Here is a 26,480-nt window from a genome sequence, read left to right on the forward strand (position 1 = left end):
GCGATGCGGCGCACGTTCAGCAGGAGGACCCAGTCGAAGTACTCCGGGACCGTTTCCAGGTCGTGGTGCACGACGACGACCGTCTTGCCGGCGCGGCGCAGCTCCTGGAGGACGGAGACGATGGCGCGCTCCGTCTTGGCATCGACGCCCTGGAACGGCTCGTCCATCAGGTAGAGCTCGGCATCCTGGACCAGGGCGCGGGCCAGAAAGACGCGCTGCTGCTGGCCGCCGGAGAGCTGCGAGATCTGGCGCTCGGCGAAGGCCTCCATCCCCACCTGGCGCAGGGCGTCCATGGCGCGCTCGCGCTCACGCTTTCCCGGGCGGCGCAGCCAGCCGAGGGCGCCGTAGCGGCCCATCATCACCACGTCGAGCACGGAGGTGGGGAAGTCCCAGTCCACGCTCCCGCGCTGGGGCACGTAGGCCACCATCCCTCGCGCCTGGCGATAGGGGCGGCCGTGGATGCACACCTGGCCGGCGGCGGTGCGCACCAGCCCCAGGATCGCCTTGATCAGCGTGCTCTTGCCGGCGCCGTTGGGGCCGACGATGGCCATCAGCACGCCCTGCGGCACCTCCAGGTCCACGTCCCACAGCACGGGCTTGTCTCGGTACGCCACCGTCAGGTCGTTGACCTCGATGGCGAGCGTCTTGGCGCCGTCAGTCATTCCGTTCTCCAGGACCGCGCAGCAGCGCGCCCACCAGGGTGTCGATGTTGTGGCGGACCATCCCGTCGTACGTCCCGTCGGGGGTTCCAGGATTGCCCATGGCGTCCGAGTAGAGCGAGCCGCCGATCCGCACGTCCCAGCCGCGGTCGCGTACCGCTTCCTGCACCGCCTCGATGGTGCGGCGCGGGATGGACGACTCCACGAAGACGGCCGGGATCTTCCTCCGCGCGATGAACTCCGCCAGCGCCTGCACGTCGCCCGTCCCCGCCTCGGAGGCGGTGCTGATCCCCTGCAGCCCGCGCACCTCGAAGCCGTACGCGCGTCCGAAGTAGTTGAAAGCGTCGTGCGCCGTCACCAGCACCCGCTGCTGGCGCGGCACCCGCTCCGCCTGCGCGCGCACGTAAGTGTCCAACGAGTCCAGCCGCGCGTGGTAGGCCACGGCGTTGCGCCGGTAGGCGGCGGCGTTCGGCGGGTCGGCGATGGCGAGGGTGCTGGCGATGGTGTCCACCGTCATCTCCCACATCCGGACGTCGAACCAGACGTGCGGGTCGTGCGCCCCTTTGAACTCGGGCGGCGCCAGGAGCCGGTCGCGCGGAATGCCGTCGGTGACCGCGACTACGCGGGTGCGACCGCCCATCTCCTCCAGCACCTCGGCCATCTTCGCCTCCAGGTGCAGCCCGCCGTAGAACACGACGTCCGCCCTGAAGAGCCGCCGCACGTCCCCCTCGCTCGCCTTGTACAGGTGCGGGTCCACGCCCGGGCCCATGAGCCCCGTCGCGTGCACGTGCTCGCCGCCGACGTTCTGCACCACGTCACGGATCATCCCCACGGTGGTGACGACGTTGAGGCGGCCCTGGCTGGCGGCGGGCTCCGGAGGTGCGCACGCCGCCATTCCAACCACGGCGGCGAACGACAGTGCGGCGATAAAGCGAAGTGAGATCAGCTTCACGAACGGTGCGAATGGGTATTTTAAACGAGTTTAAATTCCGAGACACATGATGAACTGTCGGCGATTGGATGTCAAGGCTTCGAAGCGGTTTCCGGAAAAAACAACGCGGGGCACGGGAGCCGCCCGTGCCCCGCATCGGAGGCGTACTCAGTCGATGATGTCGCGGGCTCGGTCCAGGAGCTGGCGGGCGCCGCGCTGCACCCCCGAGAGCCCGCCCCGCACACGGCCGGCGATCCCCCCGCCGTGGTCGTGGTCGTACCTCGCGGAGCGGTAGCGCGGAAGGCCGGGCTCGGAGATGCGCTCCAGCACCTCCTCCACCTCCATCTCGCGCTCCGGGTCGAGGCCGGCGTAGTTCACCGCCAGGTCGGCCTGCGCGATGATCCCCACCAGGCGCCCCTCGCCGTCGACAACGGGCACGCGCCGCACCTTCTCGCGCCGCATCACGTCCATCACCTGCCGCACCGAGGCGTTGCGGTTGACGGTGGAGACGTTGGGCGTCATGCACTCCGCCACCGTGGCCGAGTCGCCCAGCCCGCGCGCCATGCCGCGCACCACCAGGTCGCGGTCCGTCACCACGCCGCGCAGCCGCCGCACCTCCGGGTCGTCGACCACGGGAAGGATGCCGACGTCGAGTTCCGCCATGCGCCTGGCGACCTCGCCAAGGGTGGTGGAGGGGGTGACGGCCTCGGGGTTCTCGGTCATGATGTCGCGCGCGCGCTCGGCGCCGCGCTTGGCCTCCCCGCGCCGGCCCGCGTTGCCGCGCACCTCCCGCCCGCCGCCCTGCGCTCCGGCGGGGCCGGTGCCGGTCACCCATCCGTTGTCGGTGCCGTACTCGCCGCCGCGCCCGAAGCCGAGCCCCCGGTCGGGTGGCCCGCCCTGGCCGTAGAGCGGAATGGGCCCGCGGTCGCCACCGTCGTAGTCTCTGCCGTAACGAGCCATCGTCACCTCCGTGCGGTTTGGGTGTAGCCTGGACCGCGGGCGACCGGCAAGTTGTGCACCGGCCCGCTTCCACTTCCGCCCCCCGCACCCGTCCCCATGCCGCCCGAGCCCCCTCCCCGGATGATCCGCGAGCTGCTGGGCGACGCCACGGGCCGCGGCGTCCGCGTCGGGGTGATCGACACCGGCTGGGACCGCACCCTCGCCGATCCGCGCGTCCTCCCCGGCGTGGGCCTCACCGACCCGGACGACGACTTCGCCCTCCTGCGCACCGACGACGATCACGACCGCCTGGGCCACGGCACCGCCTGCGCGGACCTCATCCTGCGCCTGGCGCCTGAGGCCGCCATCGTCCCCATCCGCGTCTTCGGAAGCCAGCTCGAGACCTCCCCCGCGGCGCTGCGGGCCGGGATCGATTGGGCCGCCGAGCAGTCGATCCCCCTCGTGAACCTGAGCCTCGGGACGACGCTGGAGCACGAGCGCGCCCCGCTCCTCGCCGCATGCGAGCGCGCCCGCCGTGGCGGAATGCTGATCGTCGCCTCGTCGCCCAGCGCGGGCCGCGCCACCTACCCTGCGGCGTTCGACGAGGTCATCGGCGTGGATGCGGGTGACTTCCTCTCGCCCTGGGATTTCCGCTATCGGCCTGGCGCGGTAGTCGAGTGCACGGCGGCGGGGAAGGATCAGCGGCTGCGGTGGCTGGGCGGGCGCGAGGAGGTGATGTCCGGCCCCTCGTTCGCGGCGCCTCACATCACCGGGATCGTGGCGCTGATCCTGGAGCGGTATCCGGGGGCGGGGGTGGAGGAGGTGCGGGAGATGCTGGGGCGGGTGGCGGGGTGAGGGAGGGGCCCTCACCCCCGGCTCGTTACACTCGCCTGCCCCCTCTCCCGACAACAGGAGAGGGCTCCGCCCTCTGTTATCGAGAGAGGGGGCTCGGGGTGGCTTCGGCGGGTTGGGGTGGGGGGCGGAGGGCGGGGTGGGGGAGAACTGCGGCGTCGGCCCCACACGCCGCGTACGAGACCGCTTCAGCGGTCTTCCCGTGGTTCCAGCCGGGGGCTTCAGCCCCCGGCGTGCTCCGGTTCCGCATCACAATTCCGTTATTCCCCGCAGACGTGGTCCTCGGGGTACAGCCGCCAGTCGTCGCCGTTCTGGGGGTTGTAACAGACCTTGTAGCGCTTGGTGGAGTCGTACCACTCGATCTCCTCCATCTTGCGCGAAAAGACCTGGTTCTTCGGGCCCACGTAGGCGAAGGTCAGCGTGTAGCCCTCCTTGTTCTCCTCGTCGATGCTGTCCCACCACTTCGTCGGGGTGGCGACGAGGCCGACCGCCTCCGCCTCGGCGGTGAGGCGTTTGCTGGTGCGGTCCGCGTTCCACAGGACCGCGCCCACGATGGCACCCGTGAGCGCCAGCACCAGCGCAATCGTCACCACGCAGATCTTTCCGCTGGAAGCCATCTTCGATGTCCCTGTGCGTCAGTCGTCGTCTTCGGTGCGGCGGTTGAGCGCCTTCGTCACCTGCTTGCGGATGAGCTCCACCACCTCGGCGCGTCCGGGCGCGCGGAGCAGCCCCAGGAGCGCATCCGGCGACTCGGCGGCGAGGAGGGAGCGGGTGGAGTCGGGGAGGGTGTCGTCGTGGGAGACGAAGATCTTGAGGGTGCGCTTCTCCTCGCGCTGCACTAGGCCGCGCCCCACCAGCCCGCGCTTTACACGGTCCAGCACGTGGCGCTCGGGCGAGTCCATGTCGTTGCCGAACCAGCGGTAGACGACGTCGTACACCTCCGCGCGCGACGCGGCGATCGTGTCGCGAAGCTCACTCTCCAGGCTCCCAGCCGGCCATGCGGCGCGGCTCCCCGTCGCCTCGGCAACCAGCGCCTGGCGCGTCGTGAGTCCAAGCATCGCCTTCCGCTTCTCGTTGATAATGCGGATCTCCCCCGCCTGCTCCATGGCCAGGAGCGCGACGGTGAGCACCTCCCGCGCGAGCTCGTTCTGCGCCACCGTCGCGGCGCCTGTCAGCAGCTCTTCCTTGCCCTGCGTGAAGCTCCCTGCCCCCGCGAAACGTTCGCCAAGGAGCAGCACCAGCTCGCTCGGCGAGAAGGAATCGGACATTGGTGTGAGTTGTAAGATTCGAAAAAAGGTGCGTGAGTGCGTTAGTGCGTGAGTGCGCTGGATCCAAACGCACTCACGCACTCACGCACTAACGCACTTCTGTTGTCGCCCCGGCTTCGGTAATCCGCCCCTCCACCCCCGCCGTGATCGCCTGGCCGCGGGCGTAGGCATCCAGCAGGCCCTGCACGGCAAGCCACTTCAGCGAGGGGCCGGGGGGGACGGTCTGGGTGGCGAGGTCGCGGAAGCGGTAGCCGTCGCCGTTGCCGAAGATGTAGTCGGGGACGGCGACCACGTAGACGCGCTCCTCCTCGAGCGGGGCCCAGCCGCTGTCGCGCTGGATCTCGACGCGGGTGACGCGGTCGCCGACGGGGCGCGTGCGGTCGAAGGTGAAGCGGAGGCCGGAGACCTGGAGGAAGCGCCCCTCGCCGCGCCCGCCGGAGACGGAGTTCTCCAGCACCGCCTCGCGCAGGTCGCGCCCGCGCAGCCACACGAGGCCCACCGAGGTCGGGAAGCCGAAGGTGCGCTCCACGTGCTCCCAGCGGACGGAGTCGCGGATCACGTCGTCGATTCGCAGCGAGCCGCCGTTCAGCACCGCCACGTCCGCGGCCTGCGTGGGGAAGGCGCGGCGCATGCGGTCCGCCAGCCAGTTCCCCCACGCGCTCTCGGAGTTGCGCACCGTCTCCTCGGTGGCATCCAGCGGTGTGTTGGTGCGGCCGATGGCGACGTCGAAGGTGGGGATGCGCCCGCGCAGCCGCGCCGCCCACTTCGCCGTCACCTCGCGCTGGTACGCGGGGTCGATCTCCACCGTGGAGTCCAGCGCCACCGCCTCGGCGCGCACGGCGGGGCGGCGCCCGTCGCGGCCGATCGTCACACGCCACACGCGGCGCGCGTTGGAGTCGCCCTTGGTGATCAGCGCGGTGCCGGCGGTGAGCGGGTCCTGGATGAGGAAGTGCTCGTGCCCGCCCGCGATCCATACGAACTTCGGATGGCGGCGGCGCAGCGTGGCGATCTGCAGGTCGGTGACGTGCTCCAGGTGGGTGATCGCCACGATGGCGTCCGCGCCGCGCCGCTCCAGGTCGCGGATCTGCCGCTCCGCGATCTTCACGAAGGCGCTGTCCGCGCGGGCGTACGGGCGCGGCGCGTCGATGTAGGTGAGCGCAAAGACGCCGATCTTCATCCCCCCCGCCACGATCATCGTGTCGCGCGCCAGCCGGGGGGTCGCGGTGTCGGTGACGGTCAGGTTGGCGGCCAGCCAGGGGAAGCGCGACCCACGCACCGCGTTGCGGAACATGGCGGGGTCCCGCTCGTCGAACTCGTGGTTGCCGGGCACCACCAGCATCGGCGCGCGCGCGTGCACGAAGTTTAGCGCGTCGATCATCTGCTCCCCCGCGAAGAGCTTGCTCTCCAGCGAGGGGGCGATGAAGTCGCCGGCGTGGAAGACCATCACCGGGCTGCTCCCCGCTCGGCGGGTGCGCTCCACCAGCGTCGTGACGCGCCCCAGCCCGCCGACGTGGCCGTTCTCCACCGCGTCGATGCGGTACACGTCGTTGATCTGCACCACCGAAAGCGCGGGGACGAAGCGGCCCTGCGCCGCGGCAGGCGCGGCGGCGAGCAGGAGCGCGGCCAGGGGCGCCAGGGCGCGCGGTGAACGCATCGAAACTGCTGGCATCGTCAGGAGATTGCGGGGATCGCGAACCGGAAGGGTGAACGCGGGTTTCAGATTACGAAGAGCGCGCCGGATGCACAAGGAGAGACTCCCGCGCACGAAATCCTTCCGCGCCGCGCGAAGTCGCATTATCTTCACTTCCCCCCCACAGCCACGCGCACCCGTCCCCGGCCCCCGCCGCCGCGTCGCCGCACCCCTGTTGCCGATGTACCTCCCCGCCTCCATACGCAAGCACGCGCCTCCGCTCCTGGCGGGCGCCGCACTGGCCGCCGTCGCGCTGGCTGGCATGGCCGCGCTCGCCCGTGCCGGCGGCACCGCCCCCGCCGACCCGCCGATGGTGCTCCCCGCCATCCACGCGGCTCCGGCGGTCACGGTGGACACGCTCTTCGTGGGAGGCTTCGCGCGGGGCTCGTTTACCGAGGCGCTCGCCACGCTGGCCAGCGACCTGTCGCCGGCGGAGCGCGGGATGGTGGGACGGCACCTGGACAAGATCTACATGCCTGTGCTGGAGGGCGCGGCGCTGAACGGGGGCGGGCGGCTGCGGGTGGCGTACGAGCGCACGCGGCGGCCGGACGGCACCACCCGCTCCATCCAGGTGCTCGCCGCCGAGGCCGCGGTGGGCGGGGGGATGCACACCGTCTTTCTGTACGACCAGGGCGAGGCGCCCGGCTACTACGACGACCTGGGCCGCTCGCTGGACCCGGTCGCCTGGAGCGGCCCGCTGGCCTCCATGCGCGTGACTTCGCCCTTCAAGCTGGACCGGATGCACCCCCTGCTGCGCCGCATCCTGCCGCATACCGGCGTGGACCTGGCGGCCGGCTACGGCACCCCGGTGCGCGCCACGGGCGACGGGAGCGTGTCGTACGCAGCGCCGCGCGGCGGGTACGGGAACATGGTGGAGATCCAGCATCCCAACGGCTACGCGACGCGCTACGCCCACCTGTCGCGCATCTCCCCCGCCGTCGCCGCGGGGATGCCGGTGCGCCAGGGCGACGTGATCGGCTACGTGGGCTCCTCGGGCCTGGCGACCGGCCCGCACCTGCACTACGAGGTGCGCCGCAAGGGCCGCCCGGTGAACCCCCTCCTCGCGCAGGCCGAGGCCGGCTCCACCCACGACGTCGGCTACGACGACGGCTGGCGCGGCGAGCGCCGCAAGCTGGGCCGCCTCCTGGCCCGCGCGCCCACGCTGGTGTCGCGGAGGGCGTTCAGGTAGGGCGGGGCGCGGGCCCCCTCCCCCGCTCGTTCCTCGCGGCCCCTCCCCCAACCTGCTGGGGGAGGGGCGTTTGGCGTGCGTTGGTGCCGCGTCGCGGGCGGCGGAGCGGGGGATGGCACGGGCAGCGACGCGGGGCCGCCCCTACGGGTTTGGGTGCGAGGGGGCGGGGGTCGCGGCGGGGGCAAGGGTGGGCAGACACGCAGGTCTGCCCCTACCGAGATCGGTGTTACAAAGCGGGCGGCGGAGCAGCGTCGGACACGGGCGCGATGAATCGCGCCCCTACCGGTATCTGCGCGCCTGGAAACGACATACGCCCCCTCTCTCGATAACAGAGGGCGGAGCCCTCTCCTGTTATCGGGAGAGGGGGCAGGCGAGTGTAACGAGCCGGGGGTGAGGGCCCCCTACACCGGCAGCCGCAGCGAGAACGTCGTCCCCTCCGCGCCGCTGACCACGGAGATCTCGCCGCCGTGCTCCTGGACGATGCGGCGGCTGATGGGGAGGCCGAGGCCCGTGCCCTCTTCGGCGGTCTTGGTGGTGAAGAACGGCTCCCAGATGTGGGGGAGCGAGTCGGCGGGGATCGGGGGGCCGTCGTTGAAGAAGTCGACCACCACCGCCTCCTCCCCAAGCTCGGCGGAGATGCGCAGGGTGCGGCCGCCGTCGCGCAGCGCCTGCTCCGCGTTGATCAGGAGGTTCAGGAAGACCTGCTGGAGCTGCCCGGCATCGCCGAAGACCGGCAGGGCCACGTCCGGAAGCTCCAGGGAGGCGCGCACGCCGCCGGTGACCAGGTGCCGCTCGCGGAGCGCGTAGGTGGCGCGCAGCACGGTCCCGACGTCCACCATTCCCCGCTCGCGCGGGCGGCGGCGCACGAAGCCGAGCACGTCGCCCACGATGCGCCGGCAGCGGTCGACCGCGTCCAGGATCTCGCGGAGGCCGGCGGCGCTCGCCTCGTCGGGGGCGCGGCGAAGGAGGAGCTGGGTGTGCGCGTTGATGACCGCAAGCGGGTTGTTCAGGTCGTGCGCCACGCCGCCAGCGAGCAGCCCCAGCGTGGAGAGCTTGTCGCGCTCGCGGAGGTGGTCCTCCATCCGCACGTGGTCCTCGGCCAGGCGGCGGACGCGCAGGTGCGCCGCGATGCGGGCCCGGATCTCGGCACCGCGGAACGGCTTCGTCACGTAATCGTTGGCGCCCGCGTCGAAGGCGGCGTACACGCTCTCCGGGTCGGTGCGCGCGGTCACCATCAGGATGGGAAGCTGCAGCGCATCCCACCGCGTGCGGACGTGGTGGCAGAGCTGCAGGCCGCTCATCCCCGGGAGCATCCAGTCCAGGAGGATCAGGTCCGGTCGCCCATCCTCATCCAGCGAGCGCAGGGCGGCCGGGCCGTCCTCCGCCACGTCCGCCTGGTAGCCCACCTGGCGCAGGAGCGCGCGCAGCACGTGCCCGGCGGCGGGATCGTCCTCCACGATCAGGATGCGGCCCTGCACGCTCTCCGTCACAGGAGCGCCTCCGGCCGGGCCAGACGCTCGCGGAGGGCGGCGGCATCGAGCGAGAGGAGGGGGAGGATCGACTTCTCGGACACCGTGCGCCGCTCCGTTGTGAAGATGCGGAAGGCGCGCGCCGTGTAGTACAGCTCGTCCGCCACGCGGGGAAGGTCGATGAGGCCGGAGCGTCCCTCGTCTTCCAGGCGCTGCACGGCGCCGTCGCGGCGCAGGAGGAGGAGCTCCAGGCCGAGCATGCGCGGCTTTTCGGGATAGTCCACGAACACGCCGCCGTCCGCGATCTCCAGCTCCTCGGCCAGCCGCAGCTCCAGCGCGTGGCGGAGGGCGCCATCGTCGTACAGCCACTCCTCGGCGGGGAGGCCGCGGAGCGCCTCGCCCGGGAGCTCCAGCGCGCGCTTGGGGAGGCGCCGCTCGCGCACGCCGGGGATCCAGCGCTCCGCCACACGCCGCGCCGCGGGGGTGTCCGAGAGCCCCGCGCGCACCTCCAGGAGCGCCAGGAGCCGCTCGTCGCTCTGCCCCACCAGCTCGTCGGGGCGTACCACGCCGCCATCGACGGCGTCCTGCACCAGCCGCTTGTACAGCGCCGTGGCCGCGCGCACGGCGTGGTGCCAGTACACGTTGCGGAACATCTGGTACTTGGCGAAGAGGAGCGACTCCAGCGCGGAGAGCCCCTTCTCGTGGATTCCCATCTGCAGCGTCCCCGTCTCCGGGTCGCGCAGCAGGGTGAGAGCGTGGAGGAGGCGGTCGACGTCCACCTCGCCGTACGGCACGCCGGTGAAGCGCGCGTCGCGGCGCAGGTACTCCAGCTTGTCCAGGTCCAGCGAGCCGCTGACGAGCCCTTGCAGCGGCGACGGCGACCGGTCGCGGACCAGCGCCTCGATGCGGGCGGGCGCGTCCGGGGCCAGCGCCTCCAGCGCCTCGCGGATGCGCGGGGCCGCCAGGAAGCGCGCGGTCAGCGCCTCGTGGTGGCCGGGGACGCGCCCCTCGTCCAGCTCCTCCAGCGCGTGCGAAAAGGGGTAGTGGCCGATGTCGTGGAGGAGCCCGGCGAAGGGGACCAGGGTGCAGTCGACCGGGTCCACCTCGCGCAGCTCGCCGCGCTCGCCCAGGATGGCCAGCGCCCAGCGCGACAGGTGGTACACGCCCAGCGCGTGGTCGAAGCGGGTGTGGTTGGCGCCAGGATAGACGAGGTACGCCAGGCCGAGCTGGCGGATGTAGCGAAGACGCTGGAACTCCGGCGCGTCGATGATCCGCAGCGCCGTGGGGTCCACGCGGATGGTGTTCCACAGCGGGTCGCGGACGACCTCGAACTCGTGGGGCGAATGCACGTTGTGTGGCATGGGGTGCGAGTGTACCCCGCCAGCCGCCGCGGTGTCAAGCAGCCGTGCCCGCGCCGTGGCCCGACACTTGAAAAAGGAGGCCCTCAGCTTTCATCCACTCACACGGACAGACCGGGGCCGAATGCCGTACCGACGCTTCGTGGACTCGCAGGGGAAGCGCTGGAGGGTGTGGGACGTCGTTCCCGCGCCGGTGGACCGCCGCGTGGCCGTCCGGCGGCTGCGCGAGATCAGGATCTTCCACAACGACCGGCGGATGATCCCCACGCGGCGGCACGACCTCAACCGCGCCCGGCTCTACTTTCCGCCCTCGGAAACGGGCTGGCTCTGCTTCGAATCGGACGAGGCGAAGCGCCGCCTGCGCCCCATCCCCGCCGGCTGGGCCCACGACAGCGACATCTCGCTCGAGGAGCTCTGCGTGCGCGCGGAGCCGGATACGGGGGGATGAACGCCGAAGCCCGGGCAAACCGCCTTGGGGCAAACCGCACCGGGGGATAAACCGCACCGGGGGATAAATCCCCCGGCTGGAACCACGCGAAGCCCACTGAAGTGGGCTCGTAGGCCGCGGCCAGTCCGCGAAGGCGGACTTTGCGCGTTTCCAGCCGCGAATTCATTCGCCCGGCCACCGCGGCCACCGCGGCCACCGCGGCCACCGCGGCCACCCGACCACCACCGACACCCCGGCCACCACCGACACCCGCCACCCCCCGCCCCCCCCGCGCCCCCCCCCCGCCACCCCCGCCACCCGGCCACCCCTCACCCATCCCGCCGGTTGAAGTCGTCCGTAACCTGGCGAAGGATGCGCTCCACCTGGTCGGGGGCGGTGGGGAAGAATACGGTATCGGAGAGGGAGTTGAGGGCGGAGCGCACGTCGCGGAAGCGATCCGCCACGCCCAGGAATACGTCGCCCACGCCGTGGCGGAGAGCGAGGTCGCTCGCGGCGGCGGCGCGGAAGCCGGCGGCGCCCATCGCGTCGTAGTAGGCGATCCCCGGCGCGCCGCGGCGCTGCACGCGGTGCGTGATGTACTCCGGAAAGACCCCCGCCAGCCAGAGCGCGAAGTTCCCCAGGTGCACGCGCAGCAGGAACTCGCGCTCGCCGTGCGCCTGCTCCAGCGCGGCCACGATGTCCGCCAGGTAGTAGAACGACTCTCCCCCGCCCTCCACCCGGTGCGCCTTCCCCGCCGTGCCGAACTCCAGCAGCAGCGCCGCCGTGTAGTCCGCCATCTGCCGGTCCACGATCTCGCGCTGGAGGAGGGCGTGGCGCGCGAGGATGTAGAAGAAGAGAGGCGCCGGCGCGGGGCTCAGCCGCCCGCGCTGCACCAGCGCGCGCAGCACCAGAGGATCGTCCATCAGCGCGTCCATCCCCTGGTCGCGGAGGCGCTCCTCGCCCCCCGGCCCCACCAGCGACAGCAGCAGCTCCGCCTCACGCCTTCCGAACGACGCCCTCACGTTGGGTTTGATCATGGCGGTCCTCCGTTGGGGTGGGTCTCCATGGTTCTACCGCGCGCCGCCCCCGCCGGGTTCCACGGGCGGGAGCAGGCGTCCTGCAAGCGCGAGGCTGCAACCGGAATGCCGCGCGGGCCGGGTCCCCGCCTTGCATCCGCGCCGCCAACGCTAGAAACGTACACCCTGGACACGGAGCGCCGATGGAGCTGGACCGCATCCCGCCGTCGTGGCGGCCCGCGCTGGCCGCCGAGGTGGAGCAGCCGTACTTCGCCGAGCTGCGCCGCTTCGTGGAAGAGGAGCGCCGCACGCAGACCGTCTTCCCATCCGAGGACGAGGTCTTTTCGCAGCTCGATCTCACGCCGTACGACCGGGTCAAGGTGCTCATCCTGGGCCAGGATCCGTACCACGGGCCGCGCCAGGCGCACGGGCTTGCCTTCTCCGTGCGCCCCGGCGTGCGTCCGCCGCCGTCGCTGGCCAACATCTTCAAGGAACTCCACGACGACCGCGGGTGTCCCATCCCAAAGCACGGCTACCTGGCGAGCTGGGCCGAGCAGGGCGTCCTCCTGCTGAACGCGGTGCTCACCGTACGGCGCCGCGAGCCCAACTCGCACAAGAACCGCGGATGGGAGCGCTTCACCGACGCCATCATCCGCGCGGTCAACGAGCGCGGCAACACCGTTGCTTTCGTGCTGTGGGGCGCGTACGCTGGAAAGAAGGAGGAGCTGATCGACACGTCCCGGCACGCCGTCATCCGCTCCGTGCACCCGTCGCCCTACTCGGCGGACAAGGGGTTCTTTGGAAGCAAGCCGTTCTCGCAGGTGAACGAGGCGCTGGAGCGGAGCGGGCAGGAGCCGGTCGACTGGTGCCTGCCGGAGACGGTGGAAGAGGGGTAGGCGAAGTCGTGTCAGAAATGGCGGGGCAGGTCCGTTCGATAGGTGAGGCACCGGCGAACGGGCCGAGCATCACCCGCCACGCAACAGCAGGAGGAGCACCATGTTCCGAGTCCTGACCCGCAAGCGCAAGCGCCGGCTCTCCTCGCCGCGCATCGTCGCCCTGTCCGTGGGCGCGCACCTCCTCCTGCTCGTGGGCGTCGTTGCCAGCTCGACCGCCGCGATGGTCGAGACCCGGCCCGAGGAGCAGGTGGTGGACGAATGGGACATCGCCAAGCCGGCGCCTCCGCCCCCCGCCCCGGACGAGCCGCAGCAGCCGGACACCCCGCCGCCGCCCACGCCCGGCGAGACGGTAGAGCTGCCCGCGCCCACCACGGTGCCGACAGAGATCCCGCAACCCAAGCTGGACGAGCAGCCGTTGCTCGCGGTGCACGTCACGGGCGACGGCGCCCCCGGTGACGTCTTCGGACCGCGGCCGGCGGAACCCACCCCGCCCACGCGGCAGATCGAGCCCACGCCGAACCCGCCGTTCCAGCACGACGGCGTCTACACGCCGGAGATGGTCGAAGAGACGCCGAGGCTGGCGAACGGCAGCGAGGTGGCGCGCCTCTTCGAGCGCTTCTACCCGCGCGTGCTGGCGGACCAGGGTGTCGCGGGCCGCGTGATGCTGGAGCTGATCGTGGATGCGGACGGCCGCGTGCGGCCCGGAAGTGTGCGCGTGGTATCCGCCACCAACCCGCAGTTCTCGGACGCGACCCTGCGCATCGTGGAGCGCTTCCGCTTCCGCCCCGCCCACGTGGGCGACCAGGCCGTCCCCGTGATGGTGACCATCCCCATCGACTGGAAGCCCGAGCAGAGCTAACGCCTGCGTGCGGGAATACGAAGCGGGTCCAGCGCCGTGCGCCGGACCCGCTTTGTCTGTTTGGCCCCGGGGATGCCGCGCCCCTCAAGACCACTTCAGTGGTCTTCGCGTCGTTCCAGCCGGGGGATTTATCCCCCGGTGTGCGGCGCCGGCGCCCCGCCCCCGGCGCGCATGCCCCCCGGCGCCCCCGCCCCGGGGCGCACGCCCCGCGCCGGCCACCCCCCATTCACCCCCCCGTCACCTCCGCCATATCCGCGAGTTGCTCCGCCGTCAGCCGGTACGTGTACCACTCGCGCATGTGGCGCGCACCGAGGCCCTCGTAGAACTCGATTGCGAGCTCGTTCCAATCGAGCACCACCCACTCCATCCTCCCGCACCCGCGAACCAGCGCCTCCGCCGCGAGGAAGCGAAAGAACGCCTTGCCGATCCCGTGTCGCCGCGCCTCGGGAAGGACGAACAGGTCCTCGAGGTAGAGCGTGGGGAGCGCCAGGAACGACGAGTACGTCTCGCAGGTGATGGCGTACGCGAGCGCCTCGCCGTCTCGCGATTCCGCCAGGTACACCTGTATGCGGTTCGGGGGCGGCCCGAATGCGTCATGCACCAGACGCTCGCGGGCGTCGGGGCGGGGCCGATCGAGCTTCTCGTAGTCCGCGAGCGCGTCCACCAGCGCCAGCCACCGCTCCGCATCGTCGTGCGTGGCGGGCCGCAGAGTGAAATCAGCCACGGTCCTCCTCCTCCGCGCGGCGCAGGTCGGCCAGGCGGGCGCGGTAGATGGTGACCATGGTGTCTTCGAAGAAGTGCTCCTCGCCGCCCTCGGGAAGGAGGTGCTTGATGGAGTGCTCCAGCGTGAGGATGGCCGCGAACGGCTTGGCCATCCAGCTCTCCAGGAGCCGGTCCAGCATGCGGCTCTCGTACGGCGGATCGGCGAAGGCGATGTCGTAGCGGGCGATGGGGAGCGCCGCCGCGAAGGGGAGCGCGTCCTTTTTGAAGATCCTCGTCTTCTCGCGCACGTGCAGCGCGGCGACGTTGGCCTTGAGCGCGTGCAGCGATGCGGGGCGCGTCTCCACGAAGTCTGCCGAGCGGGCCCCGCGCGACATCGCCTCCAGCCCCAGCGCGCCCGTACCCGCGAAGAGGTCCAGCACGCGGGCGCCGGGGAAGTCCGGCTCCAGCAGCCGCAGCCATTCATCGCGCACGTGCTCGGCGGTGGGCCGCACGCGCCGGTCTGCGGGCGAGGTCAGGTGCCGCCCCGCCCACTTTCCCGCCACGATCCTCATATCGCTCCCTCCCGCGGATTTCGGCGCGGGGCGGACATCCCATTTGTCTCACGCGGAGACGCGGAGTCGCGGAAGAGGGCGCTGAGTTCTCTCAGCGTCTCCGCGCCTCCGCGTGAACCCTGTTGCTTTTTCATGCCGTCGTCCACTCCCGCCATTGCGGCTCGTTCCAGCCCACGGCGAGGAGGTTGCCGGAGCGCAGGAGGGGCGTGACGAGGAGGGCGGGCTCGTCTTCGAGGAGCGGGATGATGCGCGACTCGGAGAGGTGCGCCGCATGCAGGCCGCGCTCGCGGTAACGCTTCGACTCGCGATCGAGCAGCGCGTCGGCGCCGAACTTCTGGGCGAAGCGCTTCAGCTCGCCGGCCGATGCGGGGCGCTCCTTCAGGTCCACGAAGTGGGTGCGGATGCGCCGCTCCTTGAAGAAACGGAGCGCCTTGCGCGTCTCGGCGCACCCTTTGGTGCCGAAGATCTGGACTTCCATCAGGCGTTTGCGGTAGCGCGGCGGCGGGCGGCGGCCGGCGCGATGGCGCGCGCGGGAAGGTCGGCGGCCATGCGGCGGGCGGCCCACGCCAGCGCCACGTTCACCGGCATCGCCAGCGAGATGATCCACCCGTTCGCCTGGTCGAGCCCAGGCAGGACCTGCAGCACGAAGCCGAGCACCGAGAGCCCCGCCACTGCCGCACTCAGCAGCCACGCCGGCCGAGCCGCCCATCGCGCGCCGTATGCCAGCACCGGCAGCAGCAGGACCAGCGGAAGCGCCAGCGGCGAGAGCTGGAGGATGTTCTCGTTGCGGTACGCGATGGCGTGGTCGGTCAGCGACCAGAGCCCGGCCAGGATCCACCCGCCCGACCCCGCGAAGAGGAGCCAGAGCCCCGCCACCGCCGCGAATCCGAAGCGCGCGCCGCGGCCCCTGGACGCGCGCGAGGCCAGGAAGGCCAGCAGCCCGCCCAGAGCCACACCCGCGACGAGGTAGCCGGGGAGCCAGTTGGGCGCCGAAGCCGGAGCGGGCGGACGGGTGGAGCGGACGGCCTGCATCTCCTCGCGCACCAGCGGCACCATGCGGCCCGCGGCGTCTGGCACCCGCAACTCGGCAAGGCGGTCGTGCAGCGCGCCGGGAAGGAACATCTCCTCCCAGCGCGAGATCGGCCGGTCCGCCGCGGGGCCCAGGCCGCCCATAAGCGCGGTGAAGATGGGGACGTCCGCGGCGCCGGCGGCGGTCAGGCGCTCGGTGTGCTCGCGGTAGGTGGTGCCGGCGGAGACGCGCTCCGTGGCCGCCTTCAGCCGCCCGCCCAGCACGCGGTCGATGGCGTCGCGCACGCGGGTGGAGCAGTTGTCCCGATAGTAGTCGTAGCGGTAGAAGCGGTTCTGCGGGAGCTCGTTCACGTCCAGCAGCCGCGCGAGCTCGGTCGCCTGGGCGGGCGTCAGGTTGAGCTCCTGCACCGCCACCGACCGGTTGTACGACGCGTAGTGCCGCATCGTGGCGCCGGCGTCGAACGCGGCCACCCAGTACTCCATCTTCCCCTGGATGAAGTTCTTGAAGAAGTTCTCCTGCTGGAAGTCGAACATCCCGTAGTTGTACGCCAGCTCCCCACCGGTGCGCGGGTCGTGCACCCAGATGGCGTTGTGGCCGAAGCGCTCCCACACCTGGTCGCCGGGGCCCATCGTCATCACGAAGATGCGCGGCACCGTGTCCGGCGCGGGCGCCTGCGCGGCGGCCGGGACGGCGAACGACAGGATCGCGAGGAGGGCCAGCGCGCACCGCAGGAGCGGGCGGACGGTGTGCTGCATCACGAGGCGCATGCAAAGGGAACGCAACGGGTTGACCGGCAAGGTAACGCGCTTCACCCCGCCTTCGCCACGCCCGGCGGGGGCGCAACGAGAAGCGGGGTCCCCCCGGATGCCGGAGGGACCCCGCTGTACCGCGCCGGAGGCGGTCAGTTCCGCGAGCGCTCGTTTTGCCCGCGGATGCGCACGCGCTCGGTCCGTTCGATCTCCACGCGGTCGCCGCGCCACTCCACGTCGAGCTGGCGGCGCTGGCCCTGGCGCACCACCTCCACCCGCACGCTGCCCTCCTGCGTCCCGAAGGCGCGGCGCAGGTCGGCCACCGAGCCCACCGTGCGGCCCCCGGCGCGCACGATCACGTCGCCGCCCTGCAGCCCCGCGCGCGCGGCCGGGGTGGAGCGCGACACCTGCAGCACCAGCACGCCGTCGTCCACGCGGAAGTAGCGGGCCAGCTCCGGGTTCAGCTCCGAGAGCTCGGCGCCGGCCACCGCGCGGCGCCCCACGTCCAGGAAGAAGGGAAGCGTCCGCGCCACCTCGTACTCACGGCCCAGCTCCCGCCCCAGCGCGCGCCCCATGCGGTCCATCGAGCGCAGGTTCACCACCACGCTGTCGCCACGGCGGCCGTCGGGACGATCGAAGCTGTAGACGACGACGCTGTCGCCGCGGCGCGTGTGCACCCGCTCGCGCAGCTTGCCCATGCGCCGGCCCAGGCTGTCCAGGTGCATCCGCAGCGAGTCCACGTGGAGGGTCACCCGGTTGTCATCGTCGATGATGGTGACTTCGCCGGGAAGGGTGCGGGTGCGGGCGATCGTCTCGCGGCGCGCGGCGGCGATGACGCGGCGCTCCTCCTCCGCGCGGCCGCGCCGGATGCGCAGCCGCACCGTGTCGCCCACCTCCAGCTCCTCGCGCAGGCGCTCGATGGTGCGCTCGGTGGCGGGGGCGCCGTTCACGCGCACCACGACGTCGCCCGTGCGCAGCCCGGCGCGCTCGGCGGCGGAGCGCGCCACCACCTCCGCGACGCGGGCCTCGCGGGCGCCGGTGCTGTCCCAGTCTAAGGCCACGCCCATCCACCCGCGCTGCGCACCGCCGGGCTGGGCGGCGAGGGCGGCGGGGGCCATCAGCATTGCCGCCAGCAGCGGCATCCATCCCTTGATCAGGCGCATCTTTCGGTCTCTTTCGGTTGACTCGGTTCAGTACCACGCGTTCTGCGACGCGCGGTCGATCTGCCGCCGGAGAGCATCGCGCTCGTCCAGGACGGCCAGGTGGTATCCGTTCAGCACGGGGTCGCCGGGGGCCCGCTCCAGCGCGCGGCCGGTGGTCTCCACGAGCGTGTTCAGCGCGGAGAGGCGCGTCTCCGGGTCGGCGCCGCTGGCCGGGTCCGCGATCTCGGCGTACTTGCGAAGCGCGGCCACGTACGCAGCCTCCGCCTCGTCCAGCTCCCGCGCCGCCGCCTTCGCTTCGGGAGTGAGGGCCGGAGCGCGGCGCCTCGGCGCGACTCGCGGCGCATCCCCCACGCGCGCCGACACCAGGTGCGCCATCGCGGGATGGGCCGCGGGCACGGCGGCATCCTCCACCACCGGCGCGTCCACCACCCGCGTCTCCGCGCTCGTGCGGGGAAGCTGCGCCACCCCCAGCACCCGGCCCTCACTCCTGGACGGCTGAACGGGCGCCTGCGCCACATGGTCCGGCGTCCCGGGACGCAGCAGCGACAGCCCCGCCGCGGCCCCCGTGGCCAGGACCACCAGCGCCGCCGCGATCCTCAGCAGCGGCTGCCAGCTGCGGACGGCGCGCGCCGGCGCCGGGCGCATCAGCCCTTCCTCGGCCAGCGCCGCCTCCAGAGCCCTCCAGGCGCCGGGCCTCGGCTCCGGATCGGCGAGCTCGGCGAGGGCGGCGGTCTGCGCGCGCATCGCGCCAAGCTCGCGGCGGCAGACCAGGCAGTCGCGCAGGTGCTCGGCCTCGGACGGCTCGGGCGCTTCGTCCACCAGGCGGGCCAGTTCTTCCAGCGTCAGGTGCTGCATGCTTCCACTCCTTCCGCGGGGACGAGGGACGAGGGGCTGAGCAGCGACCTCATCCTTGCCCGCGCCTTGAAAAGCTGGCTCTTGCAGGTGCCGGGGTTCACCCCCAGCATCTCCGCGATCTCTTCGTGCGTGTACCCTTCCACGTCGTGCAGCACCAGCACGCGCCGCATGCCTTCCGGGAGCTTCTCCATCGCCCGCTCCAGCTTGAGGCGAAGGACCGCGTTCTCCCCCTGCGGCCTCACCAGCGCGCTCTGTTCTTCCAGCGGCGCCTCTCGCCCGCTGCGCCGCTCCCTGGACCTGCGCCCGTGCAGGGCGCTGTTTACCGCGATCCGGTGGAGCCAGGTGGTGAACGCCGAGTCGCCGCGAAAGGTCGGAAGGGCGCGGATGGCGCGCAGCCAGGCGTCCTGCGCCCAGTCCTCGGCGAGCGTGTCGTCGCCGGCCAGGCGGCGCACGACCGCGTACACGCGGCGTGCATGGCGCTGGTAAAGCGCCCGCACCGCCCCGCCGTCGCCCCGCTTCGCTTGCTCGATCAGCTCCAGGTCTTCCATGATCCGTTCACGGGTCCACAGCATAGGATGCCGGGTTCCGCGGAAGGGTTGCCGGGGAGGGTGCGTTAGTGCGTTAGTGCGTTAGTGCGTTAGTGCGTAACCGAAGGATCTAGCGGGAGCCGGGCGGGAATCGTACGCAACCCCCAACTCCGTAGCCCGCACAGTAGATCCATCGCTCCGCGCCAGAAGGTGGAGACCGGGCGAGTGCCGAGCAGCGCGTCGCTCAGGATGACAGAATGGGGGGCGCACTAACGCACTAACGCACTCACGCACTTCCCCCCTCCCAACGTTTCGCGGCTCCGAACGGTATTATCGTGCAGCACCACACGGGCGGCGGTCGCCCGCACGATTCCGCACACTACGGTACACGACGATGAAGAGCTACGTTCGATACATGGTCGCACTCGGGCTGCTGGCCGCCGCGCCGGCAGCCGCGCAGCAGAACGGCCGCCCCGGCGCCGACTCCGTCCGCGGCGGGCGCTGGGAGCAGGGTGGAAGGCAGCACCGCCCCGCGTTCCAGGGACTCCTGGCCTACCGCCAGGAGCTGCAGTTGACGGACGCGCAGGTGACGCGCCTGCAGGAGATCGGCCGCAGGCTGGAAGAGCGCAACCGGCCCATCCGCGCCCAGTTGCAGGCGCAGCACGAGCAGTTCAAGGCGCAGCGCCGCGCGCAGATGGAGCGGCTGACCCCGGAGCAGCGCCGCGACACCCTGCGCCGCCTGCGCGAGGAGGGCCACCGCCGCGAAATCCCGCAGGCGATGCGCGCCCCCATGGAGCAGATGCGCGCCAACATCCGCGCGGCGATGGAGGAGGCCCAGGGCGTCCTCAACCCGCAGCAGAAGGAGCGCGCGCGCCAGCTCATGCAGGAGGCGCGGCGCAACCGCGGCGACCGCATGCAGGGCCAGGACGGTCACCGCCGCCGCGGCGGACGGCCCGGCGAGGGACGGCGGGGTCCGGGTCAGCAAGGGCAGCAGGGCGGCACCGGCAGCCCCCGCCCGTGATCCGCGCGGGCGCGGCGGGACCCGCCGTGGCCTTCCCCATCGCCACCGGCGCGGCACCCGCCGCGCCGGATGGCGAGGCGGAGCTGGTCGAGCGCGTCCGCCACGGCGACGGGCGTGCCTTCGACACCCTCGTCACGCGCTACATGCACCGCGCGTTCTCGGTGGCGTTCCGCGTGCTGGGGCAGAAGGAAGACGCCGAGGACCTGGTGCAGGACACCTTCATGGTCGTCCTGCAGCGCATCGACAGCTTCGAGCCGGGGCGGGCGTTCGCGCCCTGGTTCTTTCGCATCCTGGTGAACCGGGGGCTCAACGCCCGCAAGGCACGCGCCCTCCGCGCGGTCGACGAGATCCCGGAGACGGCCTCCTCGCAAGGCCCGTCGCCGGAGCGCGAAGCGGAGCGCGCGGAGCTTCGCGAGCGCCTCGCCGCCGCCCTGGACACGCTCCCGCAGCGCCAGAAGCTTGTGGTGGAGCTGTTCGAGCTGGAAGGGTTCAGCGGACCGGAGATCGCGCAGATCATGGAGATATCGGACGGCACCGTGCGCTGGCACCTGCACGAGGCCCGCAAGGCGCTGCGCCAGGCGCTGGCGCCCTACGAACGGAGCAGAGAAGAATGAACACCGAGCCTATCCGCGACCCGGAGCTGGCGGCGCTCCTGCGCTCCGCCACCCCGCAGCCCCCCATGGACGACGTGGACTGGGAGCGCCTGCGCGGCGTCGCCAACAGCCGCGCGGAGCTGCCGCTGGCGCGCCTGCGCTCGCCCGCGCGCCGTCCGCGGGCACGCGCCTGGCTGCCGCTGGGCGCCGCCGCCGGCATCGCCGCGTCGCTGGTCTTCGCGCTGCGCCCCGCCCCCGTTCCCGGCCCTCTGCCAGCCGAGGAGCGCCTCATCGTCGACGCCATCGTCGCCGAGTCGCTCCCGTCGAACGTGGACCAGATGCTTTCGGGCGACGCCGCCGATCGAGCGCTGATGGCGGCGCTGGTGGGAAGCTGAACTGCGGGGAATGGGGAATGGGGAATCACTCGCGGTTCCCATTCCCCATTCCCCATTCCCCACTTCCCCATTCCCCCGCTGTTCCCATTCCCCGCTGTTCACGCTTCCGTCTCCGCCGCCACCCCCTCCGCCGCCCTTCGGCCACGGGCAAGCACCACGGTGCTCGCCAGCACCAGCCCGGCGCCGGCCAGGACCCAGGCATCCAGCCGCTCCCCAAAGAAAGCGACTCCCCACACCGCCGCGAACACCACCTGCAGATACGCCACCGCCGTCGCGCGGCCGGCGGGCTCCAGTTGCAGGCCGCGCGTCATGTTCACCTGCGCGATTTGCGTGGCGATGCCGATCCCGGCCAGCACGAGCCACTCCAGCGGCGTCGGCCACACCCACTGCGGCAGCGTGAACGGGAGCGTGGCGGGGACGGTCACCAGGGGGAAGTAGAAGACGATCACCAGCGGGTTCTCGCCTTTGATGCGGCGGATGGTGACGTAGGCCATCGCGCTGCACATCGCGCCGGCCAGCGCGATCAGCGCCGCGTGCGGGCTCACCACCGATGCCGCCCCGCCGAGAAGCGCGGCGGGGCGCACGACGAGCACCACGCCGGCCAGGCTCGCCGCCACGCACCCCACCTCCCGCCGTCCCATCCGCTCGCCTAGCAGCCACGCGGCGAGGATCGCGGTGAAGACGGGGTTCGTGTACTGGATGAGGGTGGCCTCCGCGAGCGGGAGGTGCACCAGCGACGTGTAGAAGAAGGAGAGCGCCGCGAACCCAAAGATCCCGCGCAGCACCAGCAGCGGGCGCCGTTCCCGCGCGCCCCATGGCGAGATGCCGGCGCGCAGCACCATGGCGATGCTCAGCACCAGCGTCACCACCCCGCGCACCAGCACGATCTCCTGGCTGGGGAGGTTCCTGCCGGCCGTCTTCACCAGCACCGCCATAACCGAAAACCAGAAGGCCCCCAGCGCCATGTGCCGGACGCCGGAGGCCGCCGTTGCAGCGGGAAGAATCGATGCGCCCTCAGGCGCCGGACGGACCGTGGACATGCGTACCGCGTGCGGGACAACCATTTTCGAGCCCCGAAGATAATCCCCGCCCCCCGATCCGTCACCCCCGCCGGCCAGGGCGCAACCAAGATTGCGTGACGCCGAAAACTCCTGTAAATTCCAAGAGACCGCATCCAGGGAGACGGCCATGGCGAAGGAAAGGCTTCGGACGGTTCAGCCCGCCCACAAGAGCGACAAGGTGACGGTGAGCCAGGCCAAGAAGGCGTGGCTCGCGGTCGCGCGGGACAGGTCCGCGTCGAAGCTGCAAGATGACCGCACAAACGCAAGCAACGAAACGAATCCGGGTACCGGCGAAGACTCCTGATGCTTGGGAGCTACGGCACGAACGGTTCGTGAACTGTTTATACGATAGCGAGTACCGGCCTCTGTTCGAGGCCTTTACTTTTTGCTAGGTACGATTGTGGCTTCTTTCCTCGTTGCGCGCTTGCATTGACTCGGCGCGTTCCCGCTCTCGCCGGGTCGACTTTAGCTGACACCGGGTCGCTCGTACTACCCACACTCTTCAATAAGATGATGTATTCGAACGCGAATCAGCGCACCCCTCGCATGCGCGACGAGGGAGGCTTCGTCATCCTGGGCGCGATCGTGCTGGTCCTGGTGCTCCTGGTGGTGGGCGTATCGCTGGGCAAGGTGCTCCGCGTGCAGTACCCCGACTCGTACGTGGAGCAGCGCGCCGAGCGCCAGTGGGTCGTCACCGACACCGACGTGCAGCTCGGCGGCCGCCCTGTCGCCCGGCTGCGGCGCGGGGATGCCGTGTGGGCCACCCGCCTCGAGAACGGCGACATCGCCATCACGTCGGACGCGGGGGGCCAGAAGGTGATCGGGTTCGTGGGGGCGTACGCGCTTTCGAACACGGCGCCACGGTAGGGCCCCACCCCCAGCGTCGCTCCGCGAAGCACCCCCCTCCCCCAAAACTGCCTGGGGGAGGGGGTGTTGCTTTCTGTGCGCGCCGTCGGGCGCACGTGCCCGCCACCGCTCCGCCGCCCGCCATCTGCCACCGCACCAGACCCGACGAGACCGCTTCAGCGGTCTTCGCGTAGTTCCAGCCGGGGGCTTCAGCCCCCGGTGCTGCGGCAGCGGAACCCACCTCCCGCGCCGATCCCCGCCGCCCCGAGCCTGCGAAGGCAGGCTTCCCGCGGTTGTTGCTGCGGTTTCAACCGCCGGGGCTTCCAAACACCAAACCGGCCCCGCAGCACACCGCCGCGGGACCGGTTTTTCACATCCACCCGAAAGCTCGCGATCAGGCGTGGGCCGCGTGGCCTTCGCCGGGGATCTCCATGAAGCCCGTGTCAACCGCCGCCAGCGTGGCCGGCGAGGGGAGAATCGGGAAGGTGCGCAGGAACCAGGTGTAGCAGAAGAGCCACAGCGCCCCAAACCCAAGCGCGATCCCGATCTCCGGCAGGCCGAAGGGGAGATGCTCCACGTGGCCGGACTCGTAGAGCGACGGCACGGTGAGGAGGAAGCGCTCCAGCCAGTGGCCCACCAGGATCACCACCGCGAATGTGCCGAGCACGGCGGGCGTCTTCTTGGGCGGGCGCGTGAGGAGGCCCAGGAACGGCGCCACGAAGATGCACCCCACCGCGATCCGCACCATCGTGGCGAACGGCGCGTGGAAGCGCTGCACGAACCACTCCTGCTCGTGCGGAAGGCCGCCGTACCAGATCACCACGTACTGCGACCAGTTGATGTACATCCAGAACACGGCGAAGGCGAAGATCAGCTTGCCCAGGTCGTGGAACTGGTTCTTCGTGATGAACTCGTCCACCCCGGCGCGCTTGCGGAAGACGACCACCATCAGCGCCGTCATAGCCATGCCGGCGTGGAAGCCGTCGATGAAGAAGATCACCGGGAACATGGTGCTGAACCAGTGCGGCAGCATCGACATCCCCAGGTCGATCCCCAGCATCCCCCAGATGATGGCGTACCCGAAGGCCAGGAACACCGCCACCTTGGTCATCGTCTCGCGCGAGCGCACGGCCTCCTCGTTCACGCCGCGGAAGTTGCGCGTGATGCGGTCGTACCAGCGGCGCTGCCCGTCCGTCTGCGCGGCGCCGTACACGTCCGGGCGCAGCGCCAGCATGGCGAAGCGGATGGCCAGGCCGTACAGGATGGCGATCCCCACGTAGTCGCGGATGATCATGAACGGGAGGTTCAGGTACCCGCTCTTCGCCTCCAGCACGTGGTCTCCCGGCGCCGCGTGGACCCAGTGGTGGAACAGGTGGCCGGCGCCAAGCCAGTCGACCGCGAAGAGCACGAAGCTCACCGGGAGGAAGGCCACCCCCGCCAGGGCGAAGCGGCGCAGCGACCACGACCAGCGCGCGTTGGTCAGGTGCAGGGCGACGGTGAGCATCACCATCCCCATGCTCGTGCCCGACCAGAAGATCCAGTTGAAGTGGAACGCCTGCGCGAACCGCTCCGCGCCCTCGTGGCCGCCCGTCAGCGTCATCGCCGCAGCGGCCACGCCCAGGAGAAGCGCCACCGCGATCAGTCCCAGCAGCGCCCCCGAGGCCTTGGGAAGGGTGCGGAAGGGGATGCGCGTGGGCATCGAGCTCGAATGTCCGGCCATCAGTCAGTATCCTTGCGGGGTCAGCGCGGGCCCTGCGGCTGAGCCGCGGGGGCCGGAGCGTTCAGCGGAGCGGCGGAGTCGCGCGCCGATGCGGGGAGCTGCCCCTGCACCTGGGCCGGGGGCGGAGCACCCACCGCGCCGCCCGGGTTGGGCTGCGCCGTGCCCGTGGCGCCCGCGCGGCGCTGCAGCGCGCGCACGTACTCCACCACCGCCCAGCGGTCCATGTGCGTGACGCGCTCGCCGTACGGCGGCATCAGCCCGCGTCCCGCCTCCACGATGGCGTAGATGTAGCCGTCCGAGCGGCCCACCGCCGTGCCGCCGTTCAGCGGCGGCGCGAAGGGGAACTTGCCGCCCCCCACCACCGGGCCGTCGCCGGCGCCACTGGGCCCGTGGCAGACGGAGCAGTTGCGGGTGTAGATCAGCTCGCCGCGCACCAGCACGTCGTTGCGCGTGGTGCCCGCGAACGGGTTGCGCAGCGTGGGCGCCACCGAGTCCAGCTGGCTGTTGAGGTACGGGGCCGGGATGTCGCCGTTGGGGCCGGACACGGGCACCGAGCCCGGGGCCGGGTTGCGCGGGTCCTCCTGCCACTCCGGCCTCACCGAGCGGCGCATGGTGGCGACCTGCGGCACGGCGTCGTACGCCTTGTCCACGTCGTACATCGCCCAGTCCGTGCACCCGCCCAGCGCCAGCACCAGCGCGCCGAACGCCGCCGTCTTAACGTTGCTCAACGAGCACCTCCTGGGATCCGGCCTCGGTAAAGATGGCCTGGACCTGGTCGTAGCGGTCCTTGGGGACGTGCGCGAACACGCCGAAGTTCCCCGCCGTGAACGACGGGTGGTAGAGCGGCGCCTCCGGAGGTCCGATGTGCGGCAGCCGCGCCAGCAGGAAGAGCCCCGCCACCGTGGAGAGCGCCCCCAGCAGGATCGTCACCTCGAACATGATCACCGAGAAGGCGGGGAGCGCGATGATCTCCTTGCCGCCCACGATCAGCGGCCAGTCCACCGAGGTCCAGGTGGCCAGCGCCGTTCCCGCCGCGGTGCCGGTGAAGGCGCCGGTCAGGGTGAAGATCCGGACCGGGCTCTCCGGCGTCTCCATGGCCTCCTCCACCTCGTGGCGCGGCGTGGGCGAGTACGTGGTGATCTCGTACCCCTCGCGCTTCAGCCGCCGGATGGCGTCGGTGGCGGTGTCCAGGTGGGCGAACACGCCCAGCACGCCCGTGCGAAGCTTGCTCATAGGCTCGTGGTCAGGCGTAGTAGCCGGTCGGATAGTGTTCCACCTGCGTGCCGCTGGCGTCGACGTTCGCCGCGTGGTCGTCGCCGTGCGCATGGCGCATGGGCGGCGGCAGCACCTCCTTGATCTCGGCGATCGACAGCCCCGGCAGGTAGCGCAGGAAGAGCAGGAACCACATGAAGAACCACCCGAAGCTCCCCAGGAGGATCGACGCCTCGACCCAGGTGAGGTGGTAGTTCATGAACTTCCAGGGCTCGTAGCTGTGGGCCAGGCTCGGCACGATGATCACGAAGCGCTCCCACCACATCCCGATGTTCACGAACATCGCGATCAGGAAGAACGCGTTCAGGTTGCGCCGGAAGCTGGGGATCCACAGGAGTTGGGGGATGATGGCGTTGAAGGTGATCATCGACCACCCGGCCCACCAGTACTGCCCCGTCACGCGGTCCCAGAACACCCCGCG

General features: G+C 71.3%; 31 protein-coding genes. 10 read left to right on the forward strand and 21 right to left on the reverse strand.

Annotation, left to right across the window (positions count from 1 at the left end):
- The 3 genes from VF647_10705 to VF647_10715 form a co-directional block, all read right to left on the reverse strand.
- A partial coding sequence (locus VF647_10705) for an ABC transporter ATP-binding protein (protein HEX8452558.1) occupies positions 1-662 on the reverse strand: 662 nt, incomplete at its 3' end.
- Positions 655-1,611, reverse strand: a complete 957-nt coding sequence (locus VF647_10710) for a zinc ABC transporter substrate-binding protein (protein HEX8452559.1) — start codon at positions 1,609-1,611, stop codon at positions 655-657. The genes VF647_10710 and VF647_10705, both read right to left, overlap by 8 nt.
- A 147-nt stretch (positions 1,612-1,758) precedes the next feature.
- The gene (locus tag VF647_10715; GenBank protein ID HEX8452560.1) at positions 1,759-2,550 is read right to left on the reverse strand and encodes a CBS domain-containing protein; all 792 of its coding nucleotides are present in this window, start codon (positions 2,548-2,550) and stop codon (positions 1,759-1,761) included.
- Between the two features lie 120 nt (positions 2,551-2,670).
- Between VF647_10715 and VF647_10720 the strand changes: the two genes are divergently transcribed.
- Positions 2,671-3,384 (forward strand): S8 family serine peptidase, encoded by a 714-nt coding sequence (locus VF647_10720; GenBank protein HEX8452561.1) that lies wholly within the window; start codon positions 2,671-2,673, stop codon positions 3,382-3,384.
- Positions 3,385-3,641: 257 nt separating this feature from the next.
- On the opposite strand, the gene VF647_10725 is transcribed toward VF647_10720, so the two are convergent.
- From VF647_10725 to VF647_10735, 3 genes are all read right to left on the reverse strand, one after another.
- Positions 3,642-3,998, reverse strand: coding sequence for a hypothetical protein (locus VF647_10725; GenBank protein HEX8452562.1), 357 nt, complete (start codon positions 3,996-3,998; stop codon positions 3,642-3,644).
- Positions 3,999-4,016: 18 nt separating this feature from the next.
- Positions 4,017-4,649 carry a hypothetical protein gene (locus VF647_10730; protein ID HEX8452563.1) on the reverse strand — a complete coding sequence of 211 codons (633 nt, stop codon included), beginning with the start codon at positions 4,647-4,649 and terminating at the stop codon, positions 4,017-4,019.
- Positions 4,650-4,737: 88 nt separating this feature from the next.
- The gene (locus tag VF647_10735; protein ID HEX8452564.1) at positions 4,738-6,303 is read right to left on the reverse strand and encodes a 5'-nucleotidase C-terminal domain-containing protein; all 1,566 of its coding nucleotides are present in this window, start codon (positions 6,301-6,303) and stop codon (positions 4,738-4,740) included.
- Between the two features lie 217 nt (positions 6,304-6,520).
- Here VF647_10735 and VF647_10740 point away from each other — a divergent pair, with 217 nt between their 5' ends.
- Positions 6,521-7,528, forward strand: a complete 1,008-nt coding sequence (locus tag VF647_10740; protein ID HEX8452565.1) for a M23 family metallopeptidase — start codon at positions 6,521-6,523, stop codon at positions 7,526-7,528.
- A gap of 401 nt (positions 7,529-7,929) precedes the next feature.
- On the opposite strand, the gene VF647_10745 is transcribed toward VF647_10740, so the two are convergent.
- On the reverse strand, positions 7,930-9,018 hold the full coding sequence (locus VF647_10745; GenBank protein ID HEX8452566.1) for a response regulator: 1,089 nt from the start codon (positions 9,016-9,018) through the stop codon (positions 7,930-7,932).
- The gene (locus VF647_10750; protein ID HEX8452567.1) at positions 9,015-10,346 is read right to left on the reverse strand and encodes an HD domain-containing protein; all 1,332 of its coding nucleotides are present in this window, start codon (positions 10,344-10,346) and stop codon (positions 9,015-9,017) included. The genes VF647_10745 and VF647_10750 overlap by 4 nt, the downstream gene beginning before the upstream one ends.
- Before the next feature lie 133 nt (positions 10,347-10,479).
- Here VF647_10750 and VF647_10755 point away from each other — a divergent pair, with 133 nt between their 5' ends.
- Entirely contained in the window at positions 10,480-10,803 is a 324-nt protein-coding gene (locus VF647_10755; protein HEX8452568.1) for a hypothetical protein, read from the forward strand.
- Between the two features lie 308 nt (positions 10,804-11,111).
- Here the strand turns inward: VF647_10755 and VF647_10760 are convergent, their stop codons facing one another.
- Positions 11,112-11,819: a hypothetical protein gene (locus VF647_10760; protein ID HEX8452569.1), complete on the reverse strand. Its 708-nt coding sequence runs from the start codon at positions 11,817-11,819 to the stop codon at positions 11,112-11,114.
- Between the two features lie 182 nt (positions 11,820-12,001).
- On the opposite strand from VF647_10760, the gene VF647_10765 reads away from it, so the two are divergent.
- Entirely contained in the window at positions 12,002-12,694 is a 693-nt protein-coding gene (locus tag VF647_10765; protein ID HEX8452570.1) for a uracil-DNA glycosylase, read from the forward strand.
- A 100-nt stretch (positions 12,695-12,794) separates the two neighbouring features.
- Complete coding sequence (locus VF647_10770) at positions 12,795-13,553, forward strand: TonB family protein (GenBank protein HEX8452571.1); 759 nt, start codon at positions 12,795-12,797, stop codon at positions 13,551-13,553.
- A 226-nt stretch (positions 13,554-13,779) separates the two neighbouring features.
- Here VF647_10770 and VF647_10775 read toward each other — a convergent pair whose 3' ends face one another.
- The 7 genes from VF647_10775 to VF647_10805 form a co-directional block, all read right to left on the reverse strand.
- Positions 13,780-14,277, reverse strand: coding sequence for a GNAT family N-acetyltransferase (locus VF647_10775; GenBank protein HEX8452572.1), 498 nt, complete (start codon positions 14,275-14,277; stop codon positions 13,780-13,782).
- A complete protein-coding gene (locus VF647_10780; protein HEX8452573.1) occupies positions 14,270-14,827 on the reverse strand; it encodes an RsmD family RNA methyltransferase in 558 nt (185 codons plus the stop codon). The genes VF647_10775 and VF647_10780 overlap by 8 nt, the downstream gene beginning before the upstream one ends.
- Before the next feature lie 130 nt (positions 14,828-14,957).
- Positions 14,958-15,305: an arsenate reductase family protein gene (locus VF647_10785; GenBank protein HEX8452574.1), complete on the reverse strand. Its 348-nt coding sequence runs from the start codon at positions 15,303-15,305 to the stop codon at positions 14,958-14,960.
- Positions 15,305-16,612, reverse strand: coding sequence for a DUF4105 domain-containing protein (locus tag VF647_10790; protein ID HEX8452575.1), 1,308 nt, complete (start codon positions 16,610-16,612; stop codon positions 15,305-15,307). The genes VF647_10785 and VF647_10790 overlap by 1 nt, the downstream gene beginning before the upstream one ends.
- Before the next feature lie 146 nt (positions 16,613-16,758).
- Positions 16,759-17,769, reverse strand: coding sequence for a PDZ domain-containing protein (locus VF647_10795; protein HEX8452576.1), 1,011 nt, complete (start codon positions 17,767-17,769; stop codon positions 16,759-16,761).
- A gap of 27 nt (positions 17,770-17,796) precedes the next feature.
- A complete protein-coding gene (locus tag VF647_10800; protein ID HEX8452577.1) occupies positions 17,797-18,624 on the reverse strand; it encodes a hypothetical protein in 828 nt (275 codons plus the stop codon).
- Positions 18,612-19,196, reverse strand: coding sequence for an RNA polymerase sigma factor (locus VF647_10805; GenBank protein HEX8452578.1), 585 nt, complete (start codon positions 19,194-19,196; stop codon positions 18,612-18,614). The genes VF647_10800 and VF647_10805 overlap by 13 nt, the downstream gene beginning before the upstream one ends.
- A gap of 349 nt (positions 19,197-19,545) precedes the next feature.
- Between VF647_10805 and VF647_10810 the strand changes: the two genes are divergently transcribed.
- Genes VF647_10810 through VF647_10820 form a run of 3 tightly spaced genes read left to right on the forward strand, consistent with a single transcriptional unit; the run spans position 19,546 to position 21,160 of the window.
- Positions 19,546-20,172 (forward strand): hypothetical protein, encoded by a 627-nt coding sequence (locus VF647_10810; GenBank protein ID HEX8452579.1) that lies wholly within the window; start codon positions 19,546-19,548, stop codon positions 20,170-20,172.
- Positions 20,169-20,786: a sigma-70 family RNA polymerase sigma factor gene (locus tag VF647_10815; GenBank protein ID HEX8452580.1), complete on the forward strand. Its 618-nt coding sequence runs from the start codon at positions 20,169-20,171 to the stop codon at positions 20,784-20,786. Before VF647_10810 ends, VF647_10815 begins: the two co-directional genes overlap by 4 nt.
- On the forward strand, positions 20,783-21,160 hold the full coding sequence (locus tag VF647_10820; GenBank protein HEX8452581.1) for a hypothetical protein: 378 nt from the start codon (positions 20,783-20,785) through the stop codon (positions 21,158-21,160). The genes VF647_10815 and VF647_10820 overlap by 4 nt, the downstream gene beginning before the upstream one ends.
- Positions 21,161-21,258: 98 nt before the next feature.
- Here VF647_10820 and VF647_10825 read toward each other — a convergent pair whose 3' ends face one another.
- Positions 21,259-22,200, reverse strand: a complete 942-nt coding sequence (locus VF647_10825) for a DMT family transporter (GenBank protein ID HEX8452582.1) — start codon at positions 22,198-22,200, stop codon at positions 21,259-21,261.
- Between the two features lie 148 nt (positions 22,201-22,348).
- Between VF647_10825 and VF647_10830 the strand changes: the two genes are divergently transcribed.
- Entirely contained in the window at positions 22,349-22,525 is a 177-nt protein-coding gene (locus tag VF647_10830; GenBank protein HEX8452583.1) for a hypothetical protein, read from the forward strand.
- A gap of 242 nt (positions 22,526-22,767) precedes the next feature.
- Positions 22,768-23,088: a hypothetical protein gene (locus VF647_10835; protein ID HEX8452584.1), complete on the forward strand. Its 321-nt coding sequence runs from the start codon at positions 22,768-22,770 to the stop codon at positions 23,086-23,088.
- A 373-nt stretch (positions 23,089-23,461) separates the two neighbouring features.
- Here the strand turns inward: VF647_10835 and VF647_10840 are convergent, their stop codons facing one another.
- The 4 genes from VF647_10840 to VF647_10855 form a co-directional block, all read right to left on the reverse strand.
- Positions 23,462-24,787: a hypothetical protein gene (locus tag VF647_10840; protein HEX8452585.1), complete on the reverse strand. Its 1,326-nt coding sequence runs from the start codon at positions 24,785-24,787 to the stop codon at positions 23,462-23,464.
- Between the two features lie 20 nt (positions 24,788-24,807).
- Positions 24,808-25,515 (reverse strand): cytochrome c, encoded by a 708-nt coding sequence (locus VF647_10845; protein HEX8452586.1) that lies wholly within the window; start codon positions 25,513-25,515, stop codon positions 24,808-24,810.
- Complete coding sequence (locus VF647_10850; GenBank protein ID HEX8452587.1) at positions 25,502-26,020, reverse strand: DUF3341 domain-containing protein; 519 nt, start codon at positions 26,018-26,020, stop codon at positions 25,502-25,504. Before VF647_10850 ends, VF647_10845 begins: the two co-directional genes overlap by 14 nt.
- Positions 26,021-26,030: 10 nt before the next feature.
- On the reverse strand, positions 26,031-26,480 hold a 450-nt coding region (locus VF647_10855), incomplete at its 5' end, for a hypothetical protein (protein ID HEX8452588.1).

The organism is Longimicrobium sp., assembly GCA_036387335.1.
Classification (GTDB): Bacteria; Gemmatimonadota; Gemmatimonadetes; order Longimicrobiales; family Longimicrobiaceae; genus Longimicrobium.